The organism is Nostoc sp. 'Peltigera membranacea cyanobiont' 232, from assembly GCF_002245985.1.
GTDB lineage: Bacteria > Cyanobacteriota > Cyanobacteriia > Cyanobacteriales > Nostocaceae > Nostoc.
This window is the reverse complement of the sequence record NZ_NOLK01000039.1, coordinates 41036-67828: the sequence shown is the minus strand read 5'-3', so window position 1 is coordinate 67828 and position 26793 is coordinate 41036. Positions and strand designations below refer to the sequence as shown.

General features: G+C 41.8%; 20 protein-coding genes. 12 read left to right on the top strand and 8 right to left on the bottom strand.

The genetic code is table 11. From position 1 onward, the window contains the following. The first annotated feature begins 108 nt into the window (after positions 1-108). The 4 genes from CDG79_RS15545 to CDG79_RS15530 all read left to right on the top strand — a co-directional run bounded on the left by CDG79_RS15545 (position 109) and on the right by CDG79_RS15530 (position 5288). Complete coding sequence (locus tag CDG79_RS15545; protein WP_094342896.1) at positions 109-528, top strand: DUF1392 family protein; 420 nt, start codon at positions 109-111, stop codon at positions 526-528. Positions 529-587: 59 nt separating this feature from the next. Beyond that, the gene (locus CDG79_RS15540; RefSeq protein ID WP_094342895.1) at positions 588-1310 is read left to right on the top strand and encodes a KilA-N domain-containing protein; all 723 of its coding nucleotides are present in this window, start codon (positions 588-590) and stop codon (positions 1308-1310) included. A 45-nt stretch (positions 1311-1355) separates the two neighbouring features. Beyond that, a complete protein-coding gene (locus tag CDG79_RS15535; protein WP_094342894.1) occupies positions 1356-1955 on the top strand; it encodes an alpha-ketoglutarate-dependent dioxygenase AlkB family protein in 600 nt (199 codons plus the stop codon). Positions 1956-2066: 111 nt separating this feature from the next. Continuing rightward, positions 2067-5288: a plasmid replication protein, CyRepA1 family gene (locus CDG79_RS15530; protein ID WP_094342893.1), complete on the top strand. Its 3222-nt coding sequence runs from the start codon at positions 2067-2069 to the stop codon at positions 5286-5288. 42 nt (positions 5289-5330) lie between these two features. Here the strand turns inward: CDG79_RS15530 and CDG79_RS15525 are convergent, their stop codons facing one another. From CDG79_RS15525 to CDG79_RS15510, 4 genes are all read right to left on the bottom strand, one after another. After that, the gene (locus tag CDG79_RS15525) at positions 5331-5909 is read right to left on the bottom strand and encodes a PEP-CTERM sorting domain-containing protein (RefSeq protein WP_094342892.1); all 579 of its coding nucleotides are present in this window, start codon (positions 5907-5909) and stop codon (positions 5331-5333) included. 194 nt (positions 5910-6103) lie between these two features. After that, positions 6104-10318, bottom strand: a complete 4215-nt coding sequence (locus CDG79_RS15520; protein WP_094342891.1) for a DEAD/DEAH box helicase — start codon at positions 10316-10318, stop codon at positions 6104-6106. Between the two features lie 249 nt (positions 10319-10567). After that, entirely contained in the window at positions 10568-10849 is a 282-nt protein-coding gene (locus tag CDG79_RS15515) for a hypothetical protein (protein WP_094331599.1), read from the bottom strand. A gap of 264 nt (positions 10850-11113) precedes the next feature. Beyond that, a complete protein-coding gene (locus tag CDG79_RS15510) occupies positions 11114-11326 on the bottom strand; it encodes a hypothetical protein (protein WP_094331600.1) in 213 nt (70 codons plus the stop codon). Between the two features lie 31 nt (positions 11327-11357). Between CDG79_RS15510 and pyrC the strand changes: the two genes are divergently transcribed. Further along, positions 11358-12386, top strand: coding sequence for a dihydroorotase (gene pyrC, locus CDG79_RS15505; RefSeq protein WP_094331601.1), 1029 nt, complete (start codon positions 11358-11360; stop codon positions 12384-12386). A gap of 285 nt (positions 12387-12671) precedes the next feature. Here the strand turns inward: pyrC and CDG79_RS15500 are convergent, their stop codons facing one another. From CDG79_RS15500 to CDG79_RS15485, 4 genes are all read right to left on the bottom strand, one after another. Further along, on the bottom strand, positions 12672-13622 hold the full coding sequence (locus CDG79_RS15500; RefSeq protein ID WP_094331602.1) for an RpoD/SigA family RNA polymerase sigma factor: 951 nt from the start codon (positions 13620-13622) through the stop codon (positions 12672-12674). An 89-nt stretch (positions 13623-13711) separates the two neighbouring features. Further along, complete coding sequence (gene recD2, locus CDG79_RS15495; RefSeq protein WP_094331603.1) at positions 13712-15958, bottom strand: SF1B family DNA helicase RecD2; 2247 nt, start codon at positions 15956-15958, stop codon at positions 13712-13714. Between the two features lie 339 nt (positions 15959-16297). Then, positions 16298-17461: a ParB/RepB/Spo0J family partition protein gene (locus CDG79_RS15490; protein WP_094331604.1), complete on the bottom strand. Its 1164-nt coding sequence runs from the start codon at positions 17459-17461 to the stop codon at positions 16298-16300. Further along, on the bottom strand, positions 17461-18324 hold the full coding sequence (locus CDG79_RS15485; protein ID WP_094331605.1) for a ParA family protein: 864 nt from the start codon (positions 18322-18324) through the stop codon (positions 17461-17463). Before CDG79_RS15485 ends, CDG79_RS15490 begins: the two co-directional genes overlap by 1 nt. 945 nt (positions 18325-19269) lie before the next feature. Between CDG79_RS15485 and CDG79_RS15475 the strand changes: the two genes are divergently transcribed. From CDG79_RS15475 to CDG79_RS43765, 7 genes are all read left to right on the top strand, one after another. Continuing rightward, positions 19270-20226, top strand: coding sequence for a ParM/StbA family protein (locus CDG79_RS15475; protein ID WP_094342890.1), 957 nt, complete (start codon positions 19270-19272; stop codon positions 20224-20226). Between the two features lie 14 nt (positions 20227-20240). Beyond that, positions 20241-20528, top strand: a complete 288-nt coding sequence (locus CDG79_RS15470; protein ID WP_094342889.1) for a hypothetical protein — start codon at positions 20241-20243, stop codon at positions 20526-20528. A gap of 266 nt (positions 20529-20794) precedes the next feature. Then, positions 20795-21157 (top strand): hypothetical protein, encoded by a 363-nt coding sequence (locus CDG79_RS15465; RefSeq protein WP_094330343.1) that lies wholly within the window; start codon positions 20795-20797, stop codon positions 21155-21157. A gap of 14 nt (positions 21158-21171) precedes the next feature. Next, positions 21172-23871 (top strand): hypothetical protein, encoded by a 2700-nt coding sequence (locus CDG79_RS15460; protein WP_094342888.1) that lies wholly within the window; start codon positions 21172-21174, stop codon positions 23869-23871. 282 nt (positions 23872-24153) lie between these two features. Then, complete coding sequence (locus CDG79_RS15455; protein WP_094330341.1) at positions 24154-24468, top strand: hypothetical protein; 315 nt, start codon at positions 24154-24156, stop codon at positions 24466-24468. Positions 24469-24638: 170 nt separating this feature from the next. Beyond that, on the top strand, positions 24639-25688 hold the full coding sequence (locus CDG79_RS15450; protein ID WP_094330340.1) for a J domain-containing protein: 1050 nt from the start codon (positions 24639-24641) through the stop codon (positions 25686-25688). A 71-nt stretch (positions 25689-25759) separates the two neighbouring features. After that, complete coding sequence (locus CDG79_RS43765; RefSeq protein ID WP_223269828.1) at positions 25760-26362, top strand: hypothetical protein; 603 nt, start codon at positions 25760-25762, stop codon at positions 26360-26362. Positions 26363-26793: the final 431 nt, after the last annotated feature.

Below are 26793 nucleotides of genomic sequence, written 5' to 3'. Positions count from 1 at the left end.
ATTACTTTGAGCTTGCAACTAAATGGATTAAATATTACCCTAGCTCGGATAGTGCCACTTTGTTTCCAACTTGATTGCTGATCGGGCAAGTTCGCTTGTCAATAGGGTTTGAGACGCGCTAACCCTGAAACAATTCCACCTGTTGCAGTTAATTTACTGGAGAGAGTTTTTCTAATAACTACAAGGAGATTCGGTTACTGCTGCGGTATGCAATGGAAACACGAATGTTGGATTTATTCAATTGATTGCGGTAAAGAAATCCTCCACGCCACACAGAACCAAATCATCGGGACTGGGGAATTAGAAGCCATCACTGTGGAAAAACCTGCTTTTGTTTTGGGCGAAAGAGTGATCCTCTGTTCTCACGATAAAGGAACAAAACAACGGCTGATTCTGGGGATTGCGCTAGTGCATAATTCTTGGTTTTACCTTGTTGAATTGATGTCGCCAACGTTAATTAATACACCAACTATATCAAATCGTTTCTCACTGGTTGGTGAAAAAAGTTTGCTGCGGGTGAATGCTTGAGTTTCTTAGATTGCAATTCCTCTTTCTTCACTGTTTGAGTAATAACCAGGGAGTTAATTATGTTGATACACAAATGGCGTGACTCAGATATTAACCAAATGCCAGAAGTTGGGCAGCTAGGCAAATACAGCATACCCAAAGGCTACGTAAATGCAACTCAGATGTGCCATGCAAATAATAAGTCTTGGGGGCATTACAAAGAAAGGAAGTCCACAAAAGCTTACTGGACAGCACTTTCAAACGACATCGGAATCCCGATATCGTCTCTTGTCATCGAAGTTGATGGCTATGGCAGTTCTCAAGGTACTTGGATTCACCCAGAAATCGCCATTGATTTAGCTCAGTGGGTTTCTGTCGAGTTCCGCATCTGGGCTAACAGAACCTTAATGAAAGTGATGATGAGTCAAGAGCCTGTACAACAGCAGTCAATGACTCAAGTACAGTTACTTGCAGCGATCGCTAAACAACTGGCAGAGCAAGAACAGCATTTACTCCAACAACAACAGCAACAGACTGAAATTTTGCACCGTCTCAAAGCGGTTGAAGTTGAGCAAGACAGAGTAAATACCCCATGTGGTCACAAATATAGTGTTGTTGGGTTCGCCAATCTTCAAGGTTTAGAAATCTCGGTTAAAGAAGCGGGTACTAAAGGTCGAAAGGCAAGTGCATTGTGTCGGAAACAAGGAATAGAAATAGAACGCATTCATGACCCACGCTTTGGGAGAGTTGGTTTGTATCCAGAGAGTGTGTTGATTGAGGTTTTCTGTGCCAACCAAAACTAACAGCAATGGTCTTCAGAATACTTTCTTTAATTGGAGAAAAGTACCATGCAACAACTGAATTTATTCACTGAATCAACCCCAGTTTTACCAGTCACTTATTACCCCGATTTCTTAAGCCAGGAACTTGCCAATGAACTTTACCAACACTGCTTGAAACTGGAATGGCAACAGAATCAAATCAGGATCGCGGGTAAAACAATGCCTGTCCCTCGTCTGGAGTGCATTTACGGTGACTACGCCTGCGATTATCTCTACTCCAACAGCGTATTTTTAAAACCCCTGACTTGGACAGAACCTCTGTCTAACTTGCGGGACAGAATCACTGCGCTAACTGGCTACAAGTTCCGCATCGTCATCGGCAATCAATACCGCAGTGGACAGGATAGCATCGGCTGGCACTCCGACAATGAACCATCGATGGGATATGAGCCAGCGATCGCTTCTGTAAGTCTCGGCTGTGTTCGCAAGTTTCAAATCAAACCGAGAAATGGCAAACTAACAGATTTCTGGCTCGAACACGGGAGCCTGCTTGTGATGCACCCCGGTTGCCAATCTACACATCTGCATCAGGTTCCGAAAACCAGCAAAGTGGTTAGCACCCGTATTAATCTCACATTCCGTCCACACACCGGAGGGGGCAAATAACGCTGTGGCTGGCTTGATGACTACCTCATAGCCAGTACGCTCACAAAAAGTTGAATCGGCGGCATGGATGCAATGCCGCTCCATTTTCATGCGTCAAAAAAGAGAGGGAATATGCGTATAATCGAATCTGCTTCTCAAGCTAAACATCAACAAGAATGGCTCAACAGTGGCGTTGACGAAGAAATCATTGCCCTGAATGTGCGATCGCTCCACGGCACAACACCTTACGAATACTTGCTCTACAGTCCCAAAATCTCCCGTCGCAACGATGGGCGCTTACGAGACAGAGACTTGAAGAAGTACCAGCACATTGAACTCGGCGGGTGGTGGTGCAATGGGATTGACCCGCTCAACGAATACGCGCTAATGATGTGGGGTTGCTTCAAACCCGACCAGCCCCGAAGAGATCGCCAGAAAATTCACAAATTCATTAAGTATGAACACCCATATAGAGAAGAGACACGCGCTTTCTTCCTCTTAGTCCCGAATCGCATCTGGGTGAAAGTCTCCAATCGTAGCGGCATCCCCATTACTGAAGAGGACTTGCAGCATCCTGGGGGCTTCTGGCATTGGGTTTGGCGGCACAACGTACCAGTGACAATTGTTGAAGGTGTCAAAAAAGCTGCTTGCTTACTGACTGCTGGTTATGCTGCGATCGCAATTCCCGGTGTTAACGCTGGATACCGCACCCCTACTGATGAGTATGGTACAGCTAATGGCAAACCCTTTCTGATTCCCGACTTGAAGTATTTTGCAACAGAGGGGAGACAGGTCAACATTTGCTTTGACCAAGATAATAAGCCCGAAACTGTACAGCGAGTCAGAACCGCCATCAGTCGCATGGGACGGCTGCTGGTAAATGAGGGTTGTTCGCTGCGGGTGATTGATTTACCTTTTGGGCCAGAGAAAGGGGTTGATGATTTTATCGTTGCGAAGGGGAAGGAAGCCTTTGACGCACTTTACAATACAGCCGTTGCACTGGAGTTGTGGGAGATTAAGCTGTTTACTTTGCTGACTTACCCGCCTGGGATCGCACTCAACCAAAGATTCTTGGGCCAGCTTCTCGTCCCGGAAGGTGAAAAACTGATTATCCTCAAGGCTCCCAAAGGTACTGGTAAAACCGAATGGCTGGCAACTGAGGTGGCGAAAGCACACGACCAGGGACAGAGAGTATTAATCATCACCCATCGCATCCAGCTAGGCGAAGCATTGTGTAATCGCTTTGGTGTTAACTATGTTACCGAAGTCCGCACAAATGAAACAGGCACATTATTAGGATATGGCGTGTGTGTTGATTCACTGCACCAGGAAAGTCAAGCCCGATTCAATCCAAACGACTGGTCTAATGATGTCATAATTATTGACGAGTGCGACCAAGTATTCTGGCATTTGCTTAACTCTGGTACGGAAGTGCAGAAACGTCGGGTATCTGTTCTCAAAAACCTCAAACAACTGGTACAGAATATTTTGGGCAGCAGTCAGGGAAAGATTTACCTATCAAGCGCTGATGTTTCTGACACAGATGTGAAGTATGTTTTATCACTCGCTGGGGAATATCGAGTTAACCCGTTTGTAATCGTAAACAACTATCGTCACGTAGCTGGCAATTGTTACAACTACTCTGGAAGTAACCCGAAAAATCTCATCGCTGCACTGGACAAGGCGATTTCTAAAGGTGGGCATCATTTACTATGCTGCTCTGCTCAAAAAGCAAAATCCAAATGGGGAACCCAAGCGCTTGAAGAACGTTTTCGCCGCAAATTTCCACACCTGCGGATTCTGCGAATAGACAGCGAATCCGTTGCTGATCCATCTCATGCGGCTTTCGGCTGTATTGCTCATCTGAACGAAATTCTGACTCAGTATGATTTGGTTATTGCCTCTCCAAGTTTAGAAACTGGGGTCAGCATCGACATTCGAGGACATTTTGATGGTGTTTGGGGGATTTTTCAGGGAGTGCAACCGGTTAACTCTGTGCGGCAGATGTTGGCAAGGGTTAGGGAAACTGTTGACCGTCACATTTGGGTCAGAGAGTGGGGGATGTCGGTTGTGGGCAATGGTTCCACAACGATAGGAGGATTGCTCAGAAGTCAACATGTCGCAACACAGGCGAACATTGCGCTATTGTCGGCGGCGGATAATGATGACTACAGCTATGTTGACCAGAATTTTCAGCCGGAGTCATTGCAAACCTGGGGCAAACGTGGTTCTGTGATTAACGTTGAGATGCGGCGCTATCGAGAGTCTGTGCTTGCGGGTTTGGTCGAAGATGGGTATACCATTATTGATGCCTCGGATGTTGATGATGATGAAAGCGGGGCAGTTATCGAGTCGGTTAAGGCGGCAAGTCAGGAATTGTACGCTAGTGAATGTCAAGCGATCGCTAATTCTGATGAACTCTCTGGGGCTGAACTCAAGAAGTTGCAAGATAAAAGGGCGAAAACGAAAACTGAACGACATCAGCAGCGCAAGGCTGAATTATCTCGTCGCTACGAAGTTGACGTAACCCCTGATTTGGTCGAGAAAGATGACGATGGGTGGTATCCTCAACTGAGAATGCACTACTATTTGACGCTGGGGCGAGAGTTTCTGACAACCCGTGATGCGAAACGGGCAAAAGCGCAATTAGAGGCTGGGGAGAATTCGATTTGGAAACCGGATTTTAACAAGGGGCAGCTATTGCCTGCTGTACTGTTACTCGAAAATCTGAATCTGTTACAGTTTCTTACACCAGACGTTCAGTTGCGTGGTAGTGATGAAAAGATGCTGGAGTTTAAAGTGCTGGCTGTTCAGCACAGGCACGTTATCAAGAATTACTTGAATGTCAGTATCTCGGAAAAACACACACCGATTGCGATCGCACAGAAATTACTTGCCAAGATTGATTTGAAACTGGATTATGTTGGTCGATTGGGCAAGCGTGAAAATCGGGAGTGCGTTTATCGGTTTGTTGCCCCTGATGATCAGCGTGATTCGATTTTTCGCCAGTGGTTCAATTGGGATGAAGTGTTTCTTAGTGAGTCGGTGTCAGTCACTAATAATATAGAGTTCCCAACACAAGTGACTGGCACAATATCAGATGACATTCCCCAAACATTAAATCAGGTTGAAAGTCCTGCTACCCAAGCCTGGAAGGGGCTGAAGCTGAAATTGCAGCAAGGTTTGGACAGCGCTGGTCAGTTCTACCAACAGCTAGTCTCCGCAGTTGGCGCGGCTATTGGGGTAGCTGATGGTGAGCCTTACTGGAATGGGTATTTGGGGCAATGGCAGGTTTGGGTTAACTTTGGGAGCGAGTATAGGTCTGTGGTATGCGATTGGTTGGTGGCGGTGTAGATCGATAAAGCTTTGGTAAAGAGTTGAGTAATTCATGCTTTACTATTTCGTCTTACCAGCTTTTTTAGAGACAGCAATTGCACCAACTCCAAACAATAGACCTAGCAGGGAAGTGGGTTCATGTATTGATGTAGATGAAGAACTCAGGGTAATATTGGCAGCAGAATCTTGATAGATGTATGTTCCTGCCCGTCCCACTTCACCCGTCAAGGTAATTTCAGAGCTTGAAGTTTTTTCTAAGGTATATCTTGGAGCATCAAAAGCAATGCCAAAATCAACTACTAAATTCCAATTCGACCTAGAATCAAGCTCAAAATCAACATCTGGGGTTAAGTTACCGCCATTAGTAGATCCTCTCTTCAAATTCAGGTCTAGATTGTTGACGGATAACTCCCAATCGCTCAAAGTCCCGGACTCTGAGTAAACCACGAATCCAGAATATTCGCTCTCTTTTGGCAAAGAGTTCGTAAGGAATGGGCTAGTAGCATCGACTAAGGTAAAATCACCTGAAAATTCTTGCCTAGTTAGAATAGCTCCCAGCACGGGAGTAGCATGAAATACGCTTGCAATTACCAAACCAATCACGGCGATGCTAAGTTTAGGGAGTCGAACTTGGTTCATGGATTGGGTATGCTATCTAAAATTGTTTAAGGTATGCTATCACGTCCGTGGCAACTTAAGATACACTCAGTACACTAAAAAGTAGGAGCAATGCGATTTTGTGAGATGACCCCACCTGGAGAGCGCTCGCTCAAGTCAGATAAAAGCAACTTACTGAATGAGCGATTATTGTCAAAAAAGCCTTGGTAAATGCTTTAACCTTCACTAATTAACTGTAACAAGGCTTCCGTTGATATCTTGCCACTCATGTCAGCACCTTCCAATAGGCTGTCTGCCAAATCTCGCTTGTGCTGATGCAATTGGACAATCTTTTCTTCAATAGTATCCTTTGCTACTAGACGATAAATAGTAACAGGGCGTTGTTGCCCAATGCGATGGGCGCGGTCTGAGGCTTGGTCTTCCACTGCGGGATTCCACCAAGGGTCTGTATGGATGACATAATCAGCCGCAGTCAGATTAAGTCCTGTACCCCCTGCTTTGAGACTAATCAGAAAGACATCCCCTGAACCAGCTTGGAATGCATCGACCCGTTTTTTGCGCTCTGCCACTGAAGTACTGCCATCTAAATATTGATAATTAATACCTTGCTGTTCGAGGTAATCGCGGATGATGTGCAAATGGTCAACAAACTGACTAAACACTAAGGCTTTATGACGATTTTCCAGCAGTTCACCCAGCACTTCACCAAAAAGTTGCAACTTGGAACTGGATAATTCCGTATCAGGCATAACCAAACTAGGATTACAGCAAGCACGACGCAGTTTCATAATCTCAGCCAAAACCTGCAAATGTTTCTTTCCTGCTTCTGCATCACTTTCGGTAAGTTTAGATATGGCCTGACGGCGCAACGCTTCATAGAATGCCTTTTCCTCTCGACTTAATTCCACATGCAACAGAATTTCGGTACGAGATGGCAACTCTTCTAATACCTGATTTTTCGTCCGCCGCAACAGAAATGGTTGAATCAGTTTTTTGAGTTTATTACGTGCAAGTTTATCCTGATATTTTTCAATGGGGGTAGCAAAGCGTTGATTAAAGCTTTCAAAAGAACCCAATAACCCAGGATTAATAAAACGGAACAAATTCCACAACTCACCCAGGTGATTCTCAATCGGAGTCCCAGTAGTCAGCAACTTAAAATTAGATTTTAGGTTCATGGCTGCCTGAGAACGTTTAGTGGTCATATTTTTAATCGCCTGGGCTTCATCCAGGACAATCGTTTGCCACTGTACACCAGAAAGCATTTGCGCTACTTCTTCCTGCTGTAATAAACCATAGCTGCATACCAACATATCCAATGGTTGTAACCCATCTAATAATTTTTGGCGGTTAGCACCAGAAAATTGAATAATATTCAGAGTTGGGGCAAACTTCTGCGCTTCACTCACCCAATTCATGCACACAGAAGTGGGCGCAATAATTAGGGTTGGCCCTTCATGGGCGTTTCTGAGAATGACAGCCAATGCCTGCAAGGTCTTACCGAGTCCCATTTGGTCTGCTAAACAAGCACCCACACCCCAATGTGCCAGACGCGCTAGCCAACAAAAACCCTCTATCTGGTAGTCACGTAGTTCTGCAAGAAGTGTAGATGGCAATTCTGGCTGGAGGTTCTGCACCTCCTTAAGTCGCTCTCTATGTGCCTTCCAATGTTTATCTGCTTTTACCTTACCTACCTCATCGACAAAATCTTCTAACCCTAATGTTGCTAAGGGGTGAAAACGAATACATGAACTATGCTTTTCCGAAAACATCCGTAATTCGTCGAGGCGTTTCCGAAAAGCTTGAGTTAAAGCCAAAAATTGACCATCACCAAGGGGAATAAAACGGCTGGGGGTTTTCTCTAATAATTCTAGTAGTTGCTGCATATCCAGCACGAGGTCGTTATTCAATTTCAACTCCCCAGTGGCTGCAAACCAGTCTTGCTGACGTTGAATTGATAAATTAAAGTCTTTCAAGTCTGCATTGTGGCTAACACGCAGTTTTTCTCCTTGTGGCCATTCTATGACTATGTTATTTCCCAGCGTTTGCAGTTCTAGCAGCAATTCTAAACAGTCCTCTGGGTCAGCTATAACCCATTCACCATCTTGTTCTTCAGTTCGCGTCAAGGTGGGACAGGCTTTGATGGCGGCTTTAGCAAGTTGTTTCTCTTGGGGCAGATTTCGTCTGGTTTGCAGACGTTTCCCGTCAATCTCGGCAATTACTGTTTCACCACCTGTACCAGGACGGTAGTAGGGGCCACCTTGGGCAAACGGGCGTGACAAAAGGCTGATTTTCAAGCCGGCGTTAGCAGGTAAAAGGTGAATATGGGGTAGAGTCTGGGCGGGTACTTCTTCTGCACCTTCGAGTCCGCCACCAATGTCAGAATGTACGGTAACTATGCCAGAGACGGCATTAATCGCTGCCAAAACTTGCTTTTCGGCGAAGGCAGGCACGTTTAATTTATTATCTTTACCAATAATCTCCGCAATGCGTCTATGTTCGGCAGTAATTTCAATGACTTTGATCCGAGTTGGGGTTTCTTTGATATGCAGAATATTTTGTGATTCTGGTAATTTGGGAGAAAATTCCAAGGTGAGACGATCAAGTTTTCCTTTTTTAACCAGTAGTTCCGGTTCTCCCTTGACAATTTCTACACGAATAGTCGGTGTATCTTCCCAAAAAACTAACGGGTGTCCAATTAAAGCAGAGATGGCTTTTTCACCGAAGGTATAATCAACTTTCCCGTAATAAGAGCCATCATTATATGTTTCTATACAACTACATACCCGCATATCTTGGGGTGTGATGTAATCAAACTCAGATAATGCACTATTCAGACGCTTGAGGGCTATGGGGCGACCTTTACTCCATTCCCCTTTGGCATTCACTTTTTGTTCTCGTGGTTGCAAGACACATCTGCTAGGATAGAAGGTTATGAACCATGCTAAACGTAGTTCCGATTCTGGTTTTAGGGATGTTTGTGGCCTTGATTGGAGATTTGCCAAGGCATTGAGGCACATTTCCCAGGCTTCTTGAGGTCGAATTAAGTCTACGATGGTTTGAATATTGCTATCTTCTCGCAGTGCGGGAGCAAGTTTATTATAATTGCTACTAGGTTTGAGCCGGGATAGGAGTTCTGCGGTTTCCATTGCCAACCAGTGATAACCAGAGGCAAGCGATCGCCGATACAATGGTTCTAGTAAATTAGGTAAGCGTTTTTTAGCACTTTCTGCATCCATCCAGTAAAGACATAGTGAACAAAACAATGTTTGTAAGCTATTTTCTTCTTCCACGGAAGAAATATGACCACTGACTACAAATTGTTTTTGGGTAATATCGCCAAGCTGAACAAGCAATACCATGTTCAGTCTGCCATAAGTGAACCTGAGCCAATGATCCCCTTGACGGGACATCAAACGGGTATGCTCTTCTGCTTCTCGGAGGCTTTGCGCTGAACCATCTTTTAACAATGCGAGGATAAAAAATAAGCCCCCAATTGTATTGAAATATATTTGCCGTTTGCCTGTAGCCTTTTTGATCGCTTTCAGGGCATCTGTATAATATTTTATGGCTTGTTCATTTTCACCCCGCAGAAAACTTAACCAACCCCAAAAGATCGCAGCGTTATTTTGATAGTCATTTGATACACGCTCCAAACTTTCTTGTGCTTCTTGGGTACAGCCCTGTAACAACAGTTGTTCTGTCAAAATCAGGTGTAAATAATCTGAGCAATGTTTTTCACTGTTAGAGCATTCTTCTTCTAGCAGCGTCAACGCATCTTCACAAGCAGATAATTTTAAGGCGGAATTGAAGAGGATACTTGATATGCCACTTTCATATAATCCAAGTGGAAGGGTCTTAAACCAATCTGCATCAAATGGATTATTGTATATCTGCTCAAAGATATTTTCTATTACTATTTTTTCTTCACTATCACTGTACTTCTGATAATCTTCAATTTGCTGATTAATAAAATTAAGGTCTTGGCGATAAATACCAATGCGGATTTCTCTGATACACTGGCGCAGACTGGAGAAAATCCGAGAATCTCTGTTCCAGTGAGTACGTATTGGTAGCTTCTCTTCTACTGCTGTGACGAGGATTTCAAACTGTCCGGTTTGTACAGCATGGCGAGTAGCTATTTCTGTGAGTAACGGATGACATTCAGCACCTTGTCTGCTCTCCTGTACTAACAAGCCTGCTTTTAACAATTTATCAATTTGGGGAATAAGGGTTTTAGTACCCCAAGGTTTATTCTTTTCATCTAAAGCACCAGTTTTACTAAGACAACTTACGAAGGAATTTTTGTCTATCGGTGCATAAATTACCGAAAATAACTGAATAATTTTTTGTAAGGAAGGATGTAACTCGAAGTATATATGAGCGAGTTTTGTTTGCAATCTTGTGGTATCATTAGCCAAATTAATCATACTATTAATTCAGTTCTTTAAATAATTCCATTAATTTACGTTTACGTCCATGAGCCGCTTCTAATTTCGAGCGATAAGCAGACCATTCAGCTTTTTACCTTAGTTGAATATAAGCAGCTTTGATTTTTTTAGCTAATTAACGCAGCGTCATAACGGTCAGCTTTTCCTTGTTCCATAATTGGTTCTGCCCGTCTGCTTTGCGTTATCAATTACCCAATCTGCACGATGGGAAACTGCTGCATCCATGACTCAATGAACCAGTTTGGAATCATAGTAAGTATCTCTTTCTACTGTTTTAATTGCATCATCAATTGATCCTTCATGGAGGAAAATATCGACTTGAGCTTCTCCTATTCCCAAATCTGGCTGATTTTGCAGTGTTTGCAGTAAATCTTGTTTGAGCGTCAACCAAGTTTCTCCTGCATAGTCTTGAATCTTACCATAGTCTCGAAACGCAAGAAGCTCAAGGATGGAAGGGGTTACGCCTGAAGTTGCGGTGTAATGCTGGAGTTTGAAGGCGCTTGCCCTCAAAAGTTTGCTCAACTGGTGACAGATGCGCCCGATTGGACAAAGTGGATGGCTTGATTTACACCCAAGCTTGGTATTAGACCAATAAACTATTGCTTGCGAAGTGTGTGTGCCACTTCAAGATTGTTGAATGGCAGTTTCATAAGTAGCAAGTGCTTGTTGATAAGTTGCGAATGCTTCTGTATACTGCTGCTTGTTGGTTAAGTATAGTTCGGCTAATCTTTCAATCATCATTCCGTGATAACTAATATCAATTGCATCACTGTGCTATCGAGAAAAGGCACTATCATAGGCGATCGCTTGCTTTAAAGCCTTAATAGCCTCTGTATAATGCTGTTGAGATAACTGTAGCTCGGACAGCTTTTCGAGAGCGAAACCCTTGCGCTTAAGAGTTTTGAGGTCATTCGGAGCAAACTTGAGTGCAGTATCATAGATAGCGATCGCCCCATACCCTATCTGGATGATCGCCCCTATTTTCATGAGGCCCTTGTTGCCGTTTTATAATGAAAGGATGCAAAAGCTTACCATCACCCGACCTGACGATTGGCATCTGCATCTCCGCGACGGTGCAGCACTGAAAGCGGTTCTGCCCTACACGGTGCGTCAGTTTGCCCGCGCGATCATCATGCCGAACTTGAAGCCCCCTATCCGCTCGGTGGCAGATGCGGCTTGCTATCGCGATCGCATCCTCGCCGCCATTCCAGAGGGACAACAGTTTGAGCCATTGATGACGCTCTACCTCACCGACAACACCAGCCCCTACGACATTCTCCGGGCGAAAGAATCCCAGTTTATCAAAGCGGTCAAGTACTACCCAGCCGGTGCAACGACTAACTCAGACTCCGGTGTGACAGATATTCGGAAGGGTGATCACGTCTTTGAAGCGATGCAGCAGGTGGACATGCCGTTATTACTGCACGGGGAAGTGACCGATAACGATGTTGATACGTTTGATCGCGAAAAGGTGTTTATCGAGCGACATTTAATCCCCCTCAAGCAGCGATTTCCCAACCTGCGGGTGGTGCTTGAGCATATCACCACCTCCGATGCGGTGCAGTATGTCCTGTCTGCCAACACTATCGCGGCAACAATTACGCCACAACATTTGTTGTTTAACCGTAATGCCCTGTTCAAAGGCGGCCTTCGCCCCCATTTTTATTGCCTGCCCATTTTGAAACGGGAGGAGCATCGTCAGGCTTTGTTGCAAGCAGCAACGTCGGGAAATCCGAAGTTTTTTCTAGGTACCGATAGCGCTCCCCATACCCGCACCAGCAAAGAAAGTTCCTGTGGCTGCGCGGGATGCTTTTCGGCTCTGCACGCCCTTGAGTTGTATGCCGAAGCATTTGAAAGCGTGAAAGCCCTGGATAAACTGGAGGCGTTCGCTAGCTTCTATGGCCCAGATTTTTATCAACTGCCGCGTAATACCGAGCGAATTACCTTGTCCAAAACGACTTGGCGCGTTCCTGATGAAGTTCCATTTATGGAATCTGGGCTTGTACCTTTGGGGGCGGGGCAGGAAATGACATGGCAAATGGTATGACATTTGCATTGTGCATCAGCCGTTGTGGAATCCTGTCGGTTAGCTTAGACCAACGAGTAATTTGAATCCTGGCTCAAATTTGAGTTTGCGAATCTTCCATTTTGAGTGGTGATCGCCTTAGCAGAACTTTAAGATTTTAGCAGAATATAAATATAATCTAGTATTGATTGAAGAAACGTTTAAGCCTACAAATGAGAGATTGAGAAATAACCTTTTTATAAATAGCGGGACTTAGACAAATTAGTTCTACAAGAACCGTGCATCATCTGACGAAAGTAATTCTACTTATTCAAATAAATATTCTTGCATGTCGTTTTGTCGATGGCGGAGAATACTTATAGCTTTGACCTGGATTTGACGAATCCGCTCTCGACTGAGGTTTAGCTGTTGGCCAATCTGAGCGAGATTGAAATGCTGATCGTTCTCTAGCCCAAAGCTTAAAGTCAACACTTGACGTTGAATCGGTGTCAATGGTTCTAAGAATTTAGCTACGTCTTGCGATAGAAGTTCCTGGGTAAGCAGTTTTTCTGGTGAAGCGGCATCGCTGGCTAAAATTTCACCCAACTCTGTCTCTTTCTCATCTCCGACTTGTTTATTTAAAGAGATCGCCGTGCGAGAAGCGGTGAGATATTCTCGAAGTTTATCTGTGCTTATGTTTAATGCTGATGCTATTTCTTCAGATGTGGCATGACGACCGAGTTTTTGAAAGCTTTCTCGCTGCACCTTCTTGATTTTATTAAGTATTTCAGTTAGATGAACAGGCAATCTAATAGTGCGGGATTGTTCTGCGATAGCTCTGGTTATAGCTTGACTAATCCACCAGTAAGCGTAGGTTGATAGCCTATAACCTCGGTTGGGATCAAACTTTTCTATACCTTTTTGTAAACCGATTGCTCCTTCTTGGATCAAATCTAGAAATTCCAAATTGCGGTTCTGGTATTTCTTGGCAACAGATACTACCAATCGCAGGTTAGCTGTTACCATTTTTTGTTTGGCTTTTTGGCCAAGGTGTAGTGCTGCTCGGACTTGTGCTTCGGTTTTTTCGACAGCATTAGCTAATTGAGTCAAAGTTGGTTCGCGGTCTAGCTGTTGAGTGAGTTCATTTTTAGATTGCTCAATGACAATCATTTCTTGTACCTGTCTACCATAAGCGATTTCTTCCTCTGGCTTTAATAAAGGATACTGACCAATTTCTTGCAAATAGATGCGAACCATGTCTGAACTCAGGCTGGACATACAAAATCAACACTTTTTTAAACCAAGGAATTTAAAAGTATAAATCAAATAGCTCAATAAAGTTTTCTATTTTGAAGAACCAAAACATATCACCAATTCAGTCCTGTCTGAAGTAACCTCTGCTTCAACCTTGTGTAGCGCTGTTGGTCATCAGTAGAGCGCACCGCCAGAGATATCGCTTTTTTTGCGCCAACTACGATCGCTAACTTCTTGGCACGAGTTATACCAGTGTAAAACAGGTTCCGGGTCAACATCATATAGTGCTGCATATAGATTGGCAGAACTATCACCGGATATTCTGAGCCTTGGCTTTTATGAATCGAAATGCTCCAGGCAAGGGCAATTTCATTCAGGTCAGCGTAATCGTAAACCACAGTCCGCTCACCATACAGTACTGTAACTTCCTGCTCGACAGTATCAATGGTGAGGATTATTCCCAAATCGCCGTTGAAGACTTCGCGGTTGTAGTCGTTGGTTAGCTGGATGATGCGATCGCCCTCGCGTAATAAATTTCCACCTCTGTTAATCTCCACCTTGTTTGGGCTGGGTGGATTAATCAACTGCTGCAACACAGTATTAAGGTTGCGAGTCCCTACCAAGCCCCGCGACATTGGACAAAGTACTTGCACATCAGTAGCAGGATTAAAACCCAGCCGTGGAATCAAATCGCTAATCAACTCGCAGATTGCCTGTACACCATGTTCGGGCTGATGTCCGCCGCCGTGCCAAATACAGTCAGACACAGGATTGTCGGAGATTGGCTCGATTGTCGGATAAATTCCTCGATTAATTTGGTGAGCAGCAGAGATGATTGCAGAAGTTTTAGCTTGGCGGAATACCTGAGTTAACCGCACTACTGGCACACGACCAGAATTAATCAAATCAGCGAGTATTTGACCTGGCCCCACAGATGGTAACTGGTCAATATCACCCACCAACAACAGTAGAGCGCCAGCTAGTACTGCTTTAATTAAGGAGTAAGCCAGAAACAAATCAAGCATCGAAGCTTCATCAGCGATAATTGCCGTGTGGGGTAAAGGATTTTCGCTATCGCGCTTGAAACCCCTTGAGCGGGGGTCAAATTCTAACAAGCGATGAATAGTTTTAGCTTCCAGCCCAGTCATTTCACCCAAACGTTGAGCAGCGCGTCCAGTGGGTGCAGCTAGGGCTATGGATTTACCCATTGCTTTCCACAGGCTGACAATCGTGTGAGTTGTAAAGGTCTTTCCAACGCCAGGGCCACCAGTGAGGATCATGATTTTGGAATAGGCTGCTGTTTCTACAGCTTGGCGTTGCTGTTCTGAAAGCTGAATTTTACGGTTGGCTGTAAAGCGGTCAATCCAATCACGCACACGCTCAATGTCAGTGCCAACAGGTTTTTCCAAGCGTTGGCGTATCAGTTGAGCTAAATTCTGTTCCGTATGAAAGTAAGTCGGCTTGTAGCAAAGTAGTGTTTTTTCTTCATCCCACTCTCTAATCAGGTCGTCTGTTAAAGCCATATCTTTAATAATGATCGCGACCGCTTCTTCTGTGGGCTGATGAGATTCGGTTGTCAGCAGTTTGATTACCGACTCAATCAGTTCGCTTTGTGGCAGGTAACAATGACCATCTTCGGCAGCTTCACTTAGGCAATGGATAATCCCCGCACGGTAACGAAATTCTGAGTCAGGGGCAATTCCGATATTTCTTGCAATCTTGTCAGCAGTCAGAAAGCCAATACCGTAGATGTCGGCTGCTAACTGGTAGGGGTTTTTGGTAACAGTGGCAATTGCTTCATCCTTATATTGCTTGTAAATCTTCACAGCATAAGTGGTAGAAACGCCATGCCCCTGGAGAAATACCATCACTTCTTTGATCGCTTTTTGAGTTGACCAAGCGTTTTTGATGAGAGTGATCCGCTTTTTGGCAATACCCTGGACTTCAATCAGTCGTTCAATCTGGTTTTCGATAATATCGAGGGTTTCAAGTCCAAAGTGAGCTACGATGCGTTTGGCTGTTACTGGGCCAACACCTTTTATAAGTCCACTACCTAAATATTTCTCAATTCCGGTGAGAGTGGCTGGTTTGGTTTCCTGGTAATTGATGACTTGGAACTGTGGCCCAAACTGAGGATGGTCACGCCAAAAACCCGTAAGTTGTAGAGTTTGACCGGGTTGAATATTAGCAAAGCTACCGACAATTGTTGTGAGTTCGTTGCTTCGGGGGCGCGTCAGCCTTGCCACAGTGTAGCCTGACTCAGCAGAGTAAAAAGTTAGGCGTTCTACGACTCCGGTGATTGTTTCGTGTTGAGGAAAGGCACTTACTTGTTGAGGGGAAAGATTAGGGGGAGTGGACATTGCCTGTTAGAAGAGGCCGCACATTATTATAATACTGGAAGTCAGTTAATTATAGTACATAAATACTATATGGCACACCCAGCATTAGTGTCATCTAAAACTCACCCTAATTTCCCTTCATCACTCTTATATGTCATAGTTCTAGGCTTCCTTTTCTTAAGTGGAACTACTGATTTTTTGGGTGCTGGAGGAGGGCGGTAGCTTTCGCAGTAAAGCGATGCTGGTTATACCTATTATCAACGAGGTGAGCAAAAACGTTTAGAACAAAGTATATGACACCTTGACTTGGTAACTCACTTTGTCCGGGATAACTATATTAAAAATTACAAAAACTGCTTACTACATCAGGGTTTTAATCTCATCGAGCTTTTCCTGAAGGACTTGGCGTAGTTTAATAAGTCGTGTCTGTTCCAATATTTTTAAATTTATTGACTGGATATCCTTAATAGTTTTGTTCATCTGTTTGTTCTGCTTGGCTTCAGAATTAGAAGCACTATACTGCTCTAGGGTTTGCTTAACTAGTGTTTTAGTTTGGCTCAATGATAGTTTTTCTTCGATGACTCGATGAGTTACCTGAGTACGAATCATCAGAGCTTTAGATTCATCAATCTTCATCTGTTCAGAGGATAACTTATTGAGTTCTCTTACTTTGCTGGTTTCTAACCCTTCAGAGCGAATGACATTTTTTAGGTCTTCTGTCACTTTAAGAAGAGGAAAGATATTGTTATTAATCGATACCGGATTGAGTTGTAGTCCTAACAAAACTGAGACAATCTCATGTTCCTCATGTTCCTTGAAATCAGATGTTTCTAGCCATTCTTGTTGTGTCATCAAATCAGAATCTTTAATCAGTGCGAGATATTGAAGCTTCTTGCTACGGACTAGTCGGTTAATGAAAGCATTCAAAAACTTTGGAATCTCGTCTTCTCTTCCGCTCAGATCGGGATATTTATAAATAATTAATCGAATAAGAGCAGTTGCTAAGTCAAGGTCATGAAGTTTTTGTGAGTGAATACTACTTACCAGTTGACCCTCAAAAACTACGACTTCATCTGAAGTTTCTTCTTTAGGTAGAAAGACAGCTTTCAGTTTTGTCATTCCAGCAAGTGGAGCTGACCTCCATCTGAGTTCTCCATCAAATATTTTGTAGCGTCCATCAATTTGTGGAATAAGCACTATTGGGTTTTGCTGACCTTGCCGACGCAGACTCTCTGCTCGTTCTTGGATTACTAATTGAGGAAACGTTTGTCTCGGTTGAGCCAGATCGGGATCTATAAGATTTACTGCAATTTCATGTATCCCTCCTTGAGTAGCCAGTTGATTAGTGAGTTGCTCAATTTGTTGCTCTAATGTAATTTTTTCTTCTGAACTAAATACATTTGTTCGCAGCTGTATAATTTCTACTTCGAGTTTCTCTATCTGACTTTTAAGTTGGTGAATTTGCTGAGACTGACCTGCTTGGCCAAACAGTTGACTAATTTCTACAGGTTTTTTACTTGGCATTACAGTTCCTCTGTCATCAATTTAATTAAGCTAGTCACAATAGGTTTAAAGTCTTCACTAGCATCATAACCAGGTCGATATAAATTTAAGGGTAATCCAGAACCACTAGCTTTAAGGTAGTAATTAGATTCTCGAATGTAGGGAAAGCATCGGATTCCCATCTGTTTAATTAGAAAGGGAAGAGTTCTCTCAGGCTCAATATCAGTTCTGAGGTTGCCCTTTTTGTCTAAACCTAAAATATCTCGATGTGCCCCAACGCCATATAAATCTACTCGTGTAGGTACAAACCCTAATATTTCAGGTTGAGGTTTCAATCTCAAATCGTCTACTTTACTATAGAACCAATCTAAAAAACCTGCGAAAGCTCCTGTATCTTTATATTCTGGTTTGATAGGAACAAGCACATGTGTAGAAGCTGCTAGTGCAATCAAACCCATAGGCTCTAAGGAAGCAGGAGTATCAAAGATAATCAAATCGCTATTTAAGGGAAAATCTTCTAATCTATCTTTCAGTGTGTAGTGACGGCGATTATAGTTATATATTTCTGCAATGCTTTCTTCGAGAAATTTTCCTCCTTGAATAGCCGTAACCGTGGAAAGATGTTCTGTCCAAAGTGGAACAAGTGGGTAGTCACCTGTAAATGTTTTTTTGAAGACAGCAGCTAGAGACTGCTCCATTGATGCTGGTGCAAGCCTTGCAAAAATACATAGTGAGCCGTTTTGATCGAGTTCTATTAGGGTAACTTTGTAACCTTTGGCACCTACAGCATATGCTAAATGGGTTGCTACCGTGGTTTTACCTGACCCGCCTGCATTACTAGCAATTGTTAGCCGGATCTGCTTTTTAACTGTTTTCTTTTTCATTACAATGTCTTTTAAAACTCACATCTTTCTTAGTTTTATTTATTACCAACAACTGAGTTAATTCAAAAAAATCGTGATTTCATAAAAAGGTTGTTTTACATAACAAGGCTCCTCAAATCTTTGATAGTGGCAACTTGATACATAATATACGGATCGTTTATGAAACTAACATTAGTTTCATAACCTTGTATATGACTAAGGTTAATTTCTTCTGCTCTAAGATTCGCTAATTACTACTGTTCTAGCACCTACCAGTAGCCCATCAATAACATCTTTGAAGTGTAACTGTGGGAAGATATCAAAAAAAAAGGAACATAGCATTGGACTAGCCAATTATAAAGGTTAAACTTTTCCACTCCCATTTGTAGATCAGTTGCCCCTTCTTGATTCAAATCCAGCAGTTATAGGTTATTCCAGCAATATTTTTTAGCTACTCCAACTTTCCCTTCTTTACACACTGCACCCCTGCGAATGTCTCGAATGATGCAGGTTTAATTGAGATATTAACTCTCAACATCGCTTATTTCCAGTCGAAACCCGTCGCTATCCCCAAAATCACGATCATGCTAGACCACGCTTATCACCTTGAACATCTTACAGAGGCATTAAAGTATAAATCAAACAGCCAACCATCTAAATTAATTTCTGCTGTGTTGATAAAAAAGATTTCAAAAATTCCTCATGGGGGCTATATAGGGGCTATATATACCCCAGCAATAGTTCAAGACTTTGGTGAGATTTTGACCCCTATATAGGGTACATATAGGCGCTAAATGGGGTACATTTGACTAATTAACATTTTGTACCCCATTTAGCCCCCAAGGGGTTATGATAAGCTCTTGAGATTAGGAAAAAAGGGGAGGTTATTTTATTCTTCTTTCTCTTGCTCTTGCAGATCGCTTGAACAGATAATTTTCAAAAATTAAAGTGTATTACTTGGAGCAGATGTCAAACATTCACACCTTACAAAAAATTTTTCCTGCGGGTTTCGATAACGGTTACGGAAGCCTAAAACTTTTAGTCGAAGGATTTGAAGTAGTTCGTGTCCCCAGCTATATAACTAATGCCGAGATGGAAGATGTGCCAGGACGTGTAGTTTTTAACGGCATTGCTTACACCGTTGGAGAGTCAGCTTACCGTACAGGAAATTATTTTGACCGCAACACAGACAATAATGAAAACAAAGTCAATAATGCATTATTGACTTTATTGGGTGCATTAGCACATCTGCCACACCGTAAGGCTTGGCACTTAAAATTAGTCGTCAGTTTACATGATGTTGGTCTGGCATCAGAACTACAAAAAGTACTAAGTGGGGAATATCAGCCGATACTAGCTGGCAAACAATCAGACGTGAAAGTAGAAGTGCTGAAAGTTGTACTAGAGGGGATGGGTGCATTATTTGGGCATCCACTCCCGAAAAAATTAACCATTTTAGACTTTGGTAATGGAACAACCCTATATTCTCGTTACAACCGGGGTCAACGAGAAGTTCACACTGCTTACCCCATCGGTGTAGAAGTTCTCATAGATGATATCTCCCAAAAAATGAAACATCTAAATGGTGGAAAAATCGGAGATCCATCCAAAATCCGATTTTGTTTAGAAATGGGGCATACCCGATACAGCCGTGACATCGATATCAAAGATATATACAGTGCCAGTCTTAAAGATTGGTATGAAAAATACTTGAAGAAAGTGGTGAATCTGACACTTGATGCCAAGCACCAGGGGGATGAAATCTGGGCGATTGGTGGAGGCTGCCTCTTACCTGGATTTAAGAAGCTGTTGGAGAAAAACGGCTTCAAAATCTTGGACAATCCGGTAGAAGCCAATGTCTCTGGGCTTTTAGAGATGGCAAAAACCATCACCAGCAAGAATCCANACTACTACATCTCTTAAGTAAAGTTATAACAATGGCAGACAAACTTGACTTAACCCCAGAAAAAGTTCGGATCAAAGATAGCTACCGAGAGCGGATATTTGCCGAATCACAGCAACTAGGCAAGAGTTACCTAGAGACGCTCTACTTTATCATTGATTGCTATTTTGCTTTCAGGAAGGGTGCATTTCCCACACAACAAGTAGCTTTCACGCCAATTAATACTGAAGATAACAAACTCCCTTCAAGGACTGCAACTTCATTTACAGAGGAGGAAGAAGATTCTGATGGTGAAACATTCAGCCTTGATTTTGATTTGTAACGGGAATGTATTGGTAGGGTGAACACATCTAAATGACTCTTGATCACAACGAAGGTTGAGAACCAACGAAAAAATCTTTCCTTTCGCGTTTAATTATTTTTTAAGCCCCAAAGCGATAGCCTAAAAATTTCGCAATAAGCAAGAGTTAATGACATTTGTGTTAATTAGTCAAAACCGCCTCAGTGAAGAAAGTGAATATCGAACAAACTTAAATTTACAAATTGCGCGCGCTACTGACAGAGCATGAAGTCACACGAGTATTACAAATGCTTGATGCGATTCAAGACAAAATGGGGATTGACAATGATGAAGACAGTGAGCTTGCTGATTTAGAAATGGAAACCAAGCCGGAAGATGTATTAACTGAAATTGAGCGGCTTCAGCAGTTAGCACTGAAGAGAAAAAAGCGCCATCGCTCAAAAGAAGAGATGGGCAATACAATTATTCCTTTGGGCAAGAGGTTCTTGCTGGAGGCTCAGTTGGGAATAAGCTGTCGTGCTTATAACTTGCACTTTTTATGGTCTAGAACCCTTATTGCAACGAGAATACTCTGGAAAATTAAAGATGCGACAGCTTACTGCTTGCAGCAAGAACTGCCCTCTGCCTTTTTTGATAAAATTAGCTTATGAATTAAGCACTGTTTATGGACTGTTTGCTCAGTTTAATTAGAAAACCCAATGGTCTGATGGGTTGGGTGAGTCGAGTTCGACATCAACTAGAGCCAAAAACTGATAATCCAACCAGAATGGGTATAGATTCAACACAGGGTCTATATGAAATTGTCGAATCTCCTCTCTCATTATTGACAACATCGCTCGTTCCCAATAAAGAGCAATTAATTGCTTCATGGAATTTTATTAGTTGTGTTGACGAACTGGATGCGGAAACTCTTTTTCATGTTTTAGTAATTTTGCTGGAAACGGTATCCGAACCGTTAGAACCAGAGGCAACGTTGCCAATTTTACCAATAAATAGTCCAAAGCAGATAATTAAAGCAACAGCAGCAAATCCTAGAGCATATAAAGGAACTAAGTATAAACCACCAAAACATAAGATATTTACTCAAGTTGATTTGAGATTATATTTGTGCGAGCGCAAATCTCAAAACCAACTACTTTTAAGATTAAGCCAACATTGGGTAAAGGCTTTGAAAAAACTTCAAAGAGTGGGGTACGATATTCGCTCTTTGTCATCGATACCCAAGGAAAAATTAATTATCGATCCATATTATGCATTCCACCATGATCTACATGCTGCTGTAGATTATCCTTCCCTACCTATAAATTTTCATCGATATTTATGGTTTTCATTACAGGGTTTGAATTGGCAAAATGTAAATGAATATTTATCGATCTATTGGGGGCTTGGACTAGACAGCAATTTTAATCTTTTACTCGCGTTCGGTCGTTTGCTAAGTCTCAACAATGGTAATAAGACATTGAAATGGTGTCACATTATTACCCAACAACCTGAGTCACGTCGTCTTACGTTCACTTCAATTTTGATTGAAAATCAGATTTATTCTACTGATCCACTCTCTCTAGATGATATTGAGCGATTCAACCAAATAACAGATGATATCGACTATGAATACCGACTTTATTGTTTATTTATTGCATTCAGTCAAGGGATTTCTGTAGATTATATGCTGGGTGGATTTCAATTAGCTTCTAAGTATCCATCAGAATATCATCGGTTTGACTATTTAGATAGATTAGATGGAGATTGCCTATTTCCAGAAGAAGCTGTGGAAAAATTGATTGCTCATCTGGGAAATGTTGGTGAGTATAGGTTTTCCCTACCCCTAGATATTTGGGAAAAATGTGGACAACTTTCAGGGTTCGGTAACATTATTTTACGCATTGATTGGACGAAATATCCAAAAGAGATTGCCTATGAATATCTCAATTTTTATCGTTGGGCTATCTCTTTATATCCCGCAACAAATCGGGAGGCTGAAATTCAAAAATACAAGTGGAACTTTCTGAAAGGGCAAGTTGATAACATTGAAAATCTCCTAAGTAGAATTACAGAAAAATATCAGCAAAAAGCAATTGATGATTTAAAATTTTATTATTGGTTTTGGATCGAAACTTACGAACTCGATTTGATTCCTTATGCATACTTAATAGTGGAACGTTTAGCTCAGTCTCCTTTTAGTCAAAAGAGTCATGCAGTAAAAGCGATCGCGGTTTTTATTACTTATTTACAAACCGCAGATATATCTATATTTCTCAATGCACCCGATGCTAGTTTTTTACGTCTTGAAGAAGCTTGTTATTTAGATAATAATAGTAAGTTAATTGCAGAGGGAATTGCACCAATTAGCAAACAATTGAATAATTTTATTATCCAATGCTTTATTGAATTCCCTCACAAAATCTTTAAGGTTGCCAAGTTATTGGGAACTCTTAATACTCCCACAAGTGAAAAAGTGGTCAAAGCATTCAGCCAACATTCCATCATGACTGAGAATATTACTCTACTCCCTATAAAGGATGCTTGTGAATTTATTGATAGCCAATGTGGTTCCCAATTTAGTAACCCAATTCCACGCAAAATCCGCGATTATGTCCAAGGAAAAATATCTTTAAGTGAACAGCAAATCAATCGTGGTTTCCAGAAGATATGTAAGCAAATTCAACTTACCCGCTTGGATATTTTTGAACATTTAATCCTGAATACATTGAAACGCGATTTTGATGTCAATCCCGAACGGGAAAATATTAGACATGCTCTTTCAATGTTGGGTATTATTGATGATAATTTTCGTTCTTTTAGAAAGTTTTTGAAGGCTTATTGGGGAGGTAATTTAGATTATTTACTTAATCATCCTCTGACACAAACTTGGTTAAAAAAGCATAGTTGTATCAATATCAAAATGTGGACGCAGGGAATTGAATACACATCCCAAGTTGATGGGTTTGGCTTGATTGAGATTAAGTTAGAGAACGAACCACTGGAGGTATTAAAGCTGGGTACTTATGTGGGGAGTTGTCTCGCACTTGGAGGGTTATGTTCTTATTCAGCAGTTGCGGTTCTTCTAGATATTAATAAACAGGTTCTCTACGCTCGAAACTCAGAAGGTAAAGTCGTAGCACGTCAACTAGTGGCAATTTCAGAAAGAGAAGAATTAGTTTGTTTTTATATCTATCCCAATGGAGTCAATTCTATCATCAAAAAGATATTTTATGAATGCGATGTTAGGTTTGCCGAAGCACTTAATTTAAGACTTTATCAACCTTCTTCAGATCAAGATAATGATTGCGATGTTCAGAATATTATTTCTCAAGCTTGGTGGGAGGATGATGTCTGGGATTTTACATTGTCAGACGAAATGTAACCAAATACTAAGTTTTTTCCATCTCAGAGACGGTATTCTCAAAGAAATACGATTTCTGTCCATAGTCGGAATAAAATTATGATGGAAACACTTCTATTGCCATTTTAAATGCCTCGATTTACACCCCCAAATACTACCATGCTCTATGGAATGGATATCCAGTTGTAGTTTTTTCGTTTGACGAACCCAAACGCGCCGAACCTCAAAATTATCGGGTCATATTTGGCGACTTCAAGGTGCTGGAATTTCAGTTTGCAGCAATTCAGTTGAATCGTTTAAGGAATGCGAGATTTTTTAACACAGTCAAATCCGGTGGCAGCAGCATTAATGTCGAAGATGAATATTCGCCGTGAGGAACGTCCGCAGGTGAAAGCAGAATGTTTGCGGCTGCTGGCGACGTTAAAGTTAGACCCAGCACGGATGCAATTGATTTCAGGGTTTGTTGATACGTATTTGAGGCTCGACAATACTGAGAAACAGGTGTTTCAAGCGGCAATCAGTACAATGGGATTAGATGAACAGGAGGAAATTATGGAGATTGTAACCAGTTGGCAACAGGAAGCTTTGGAAAAAGTTGCGGTAAACTTATTGCGCTAGGGTATAGCAGCTGAAGTGATTGTGCGAGTAACAGGGTTAACCGTAGAACAAGTACAGCAATTACAGGCACAGCTGTCTCAAGAAAATTAGTCTCAGTAGGCATTCATGTATCATCACTGAGGTGTCAATTGTCGTTAAAGTTTTTTACATAAAAAAAGCATAAATCTTCTATGCCTAGAAAAACCCCACCTTTATCCCACTCGACTGTTACAACTCCACTGGCTCTCTCTCAATTACATATCCGCTTACAGTTTCTAGAAAAATCACACCAATCACTACTCAAGCAGATTAAGAGAAAACGGACAGAACTGAATAACTTTGTTGAACAGACGCGAATTTTCGCCACAGAAATCTTTCATAAAGCTAGTCCCAGCTTCCAAAAAATGGCTGAGTTAGACCAGGATATTCATACTCTTTTTGAGGAAATCTTTACTACTAGAAAGTTTGGTAAACAAACCTTCAAAAATATAGAAGCAGTTTACCTTCAACTCCAGTTGACAGGAATCATTAGTCAAAAAACCAATGGCAAACAATTTTCAACAGAGCTAGAGGAATTGTTTGACAACCCCGAACCCGAATCAGATTTTTTCAGAGAATCTGCTGAAGGTCGCTATCAACATTGGCAAACACAAGAATCTGTAGAATCTCAGTCTGTAGGTAGAACAGAGTCTAAGAGAAAAATTCGTGAAACATTTCTGAGGTTAGCTGAAATCTTCCACCCGGACAAGGTAAAAGACAGCGAGACACAGACATATAATACAGAAATCATGAAATCAATCAATCAAGCCTACCAAGAAGGTGATTTGGCAAGACTTCTCGAAATTGAGCGACTTCACCAAGTGGGAGAAATTATTGATCTTAATAGTGAAGATGATTTAACTCGTAAATGTCGAACTATAGAACAGCAAAATCAAATTCTCCTGACTCAATATGAAAACTTGAAACTGGAACTGCGTTTAGCAAAAAATACTCCAGAAGGAACAATGGTTTCTGATTCTCGCAAAGCTGCTAAAAAAGGCATTGACTCTATGGCTATTATGCTAGAAACGATAGAAAATCAAATTAAGGTTGTTTCTCAGATTCGGGATTTTGTCAAAGACTTTAGAGAACAGAATATCACTATCAAAGAATTTATTGGTGGCCCACCAACTCTGCACTCCCTAGACGAAGAAATTATGGAAGATATTCTTGAGCAGATGTTGTCAGAATTAATCAGATAGTAGTTTTTTCTGAAAAAAAAATCGCTTGATTTGTGAATGCTCTGCTCAACTTAAAATAATTTTACAGAACTATGCCAATTAAAAAACACATTAATCTGAATGTTGGAAGTTTTCTTAATACCGCAGATAAAAAGATAGTTGTCAATTTAGCTAGTGAAGATATTTTAACTTTAATCACGCAAGAGTTAAAAACTCGTTACTCCCCAGAAACTCAAAAACAAGCCCTTGAAGGAAGTTCTCAGCTATTACCTGATTTTGTATTACAAGAATTATTAAAGCGCCAAGAGCAGGTAGTAAACGTTAACCCCGATACCTTGATAGTGGTTAACTGTCAAATAGCAGAGGTAGAGGTCGATGACTTGGGATTTGATTTAAATGTCGAAGCATATTTTGTCATTGGAGATGCAAATGGTCAAAATCATTTTCGCGCTAATAGGATCGGACTTTGGTCAAATATATGGGGTGATGAAGAAAAACTTTTTGATTTAGAAGATGAACTAGGCGACCAATTCTGGACTAATTATCAAATCCAGTTGCTCTTTGATGAAAAAAATCAGCAAATAATTGAACTGTCAGTGTCACAAACAGATGACTATGAAGCAAGATTACAATTTTACCCATCTTTTCAAAGGTTTTTACCATCCATAGTTCCCTTTACGGATAATGACTTTTAAAATCCCCGATTCAACCAAAATTTGCCCAGCATTTATGGCGGTATCGTCTCGATGGTGGTGAAGAACAGCTTTTCTATTTCTGCTTGAACATTCCCTACTTTAACAATTTAATGGAGAATTGAGTTTATTCCTCCTCGCCTTCATCTTCGTACTCCTCATCATCCTCGTCATATTCATAATCTGCATAATCCTTCCCATGCTGCTCATACCAGAGGCGTTCTTCCTCTTGAGCCGCCTCTCGCTGTATCCTTTTCCGTTCTGCCAGCTCTGCTTCTAGGAGTTCTTGCTCTAATTTCTGCTTCTCAAACCTTTCTCTTAAGAGCCTTTCTCGCTCTTGGGTTTCTAGGCTTTAATTCGTGCTGCCCTTAAAAGGTTAGGACTTAAACCCCCAAACTTTGTTAAAGCTTTTCCTTTGGCTGACAGGCTTATAG

What these genes read in the sequence shown, in the direction of transcription:
- CDG79_RS15540 (WP_094342895.1), top strand. Translation starts at nt 588, where the DNA reads ATGTTGATACACAAATGGCGTGACTCAGATATTAACCAAATGCCAGAA.
- CDG79_RS15535 (WP_094342894.1), top strand. Translation starts at nt 1,356, where the DNA reads ATGCAACAACTGAATTTATTCACTGAATCAACCCCAGTTTTACCAGTC.
- CDG79_RS15530 (WP_094342893.1), top strand. Translation starts at nt 2,067, where the DNA reads ATGCGTATAATCGAATCTGCTTCTCAAGCTAAACATCAACAAGAATGG.
- CDG79_RS15525 (WP_094342892.1), bottom strand. Translation starts at nt 5,909, where the DNA reads ATGAACCAAGTTCGACTCCCTAAACTTAGCATCGCCGTGATTGGTTTG.
- CDG79_RS15520 (WP_094342891.1), bottom strand. Translation starts at nt 10,318, where the DNA reads ATGATTAATTTGGCTAATGATACCACAAGATTGCAAACAAAACTCGCT.
- CDG79_RS15510 (WP_094331600.1), bottom strand. Translation starts at nt 11,326, where the DNA reads ATGAAAATAGGGGCGATCATCCAGATAGGGTATGGGGCGATCGCTATC.
- pyrC (WP_094331601.1), top strand. Translation starts at nt 11,358, where the DNA reads ATGCAAAAGCTTACCATCACCCGACCTGACGATTGGCATCTGCATCTC.
- CDG79_RS15500 (WP_094331602.1), bottom strand. Translation starts at nt 13,622, where the DNA reads ATGTCCAGCCTGAGTTCAGACATGGTTCGCATCTATTTGCAAGAAATT.
- recD2 (WP_094331603.1), bottom strand. Translation starts at nt 15,958, where the DNA reads ATGTCCACTCCCCCTAATCTTTCCCCTCAACAAGTAAGTGCCTTTCCT.
- CDG79_RS15490 (WP_094331604.1), bottom strand. Translation starts at nt 17,461, where the DNA reads ATGCCAAGTAAAAAACCTGTAGAAATTAGTCAACTGTTTGGCCAAGCA.
- CDG79_RS15485 (WP_094331605.1), bottom strand. Translation starts at nt 18,324, where the DNA reads ATGAAAAAGAAAACAGTTAAAAAGCAGATCCGGCTAACAATTGCTAGT.
- CDG79_RS15470 (WP_094342889.1), top strand. Translation starts at nt 20,241, where the DNA reads ATGGCAGACAAACTTGACTTAACCCCAGAAAAAGTTCGGATCAAAGAT.
- CDG79_RS15465 (WP_094330343.1), top strand. Translation starts at nt 20,795, where the DNA reads ATGCTTGATGCGATTCAAGACAAAATGGGGATTGACAATGATGAAGAC.
- CDG79_RS15460 (WP_094342888.1), top strand. Translation starts at nt 21,172, where the DNA reads ATGGACTGTTTGCTCAGTTTAATTAGAAAACCCAATGGTCTGATGGGT.
- CDG79_RS15455 (WP_094330341.1), top strand. Translation starts at nt 24,154, where the DNA reads ATGCGAGATTTTTTAACACAGTCAAATCCGGTGGCAGCAGCATTAATG.
- CDG79_RS15450 (WP_094330340.1), top strand. Translation starts at nt 24,639, where the DNA reads ATGCCTAGAAAAACCCCACCTTTATCCCACTCGACTGTTACAACTCCA.
- CDG79_RS43765 (WP_223269828.1), top strand. Translation starts at nt 25,760, where the DNA reads ATGCCAATTAAAAAACACATTAATCTGAATGTTGGAAGTTTTCTTAAT.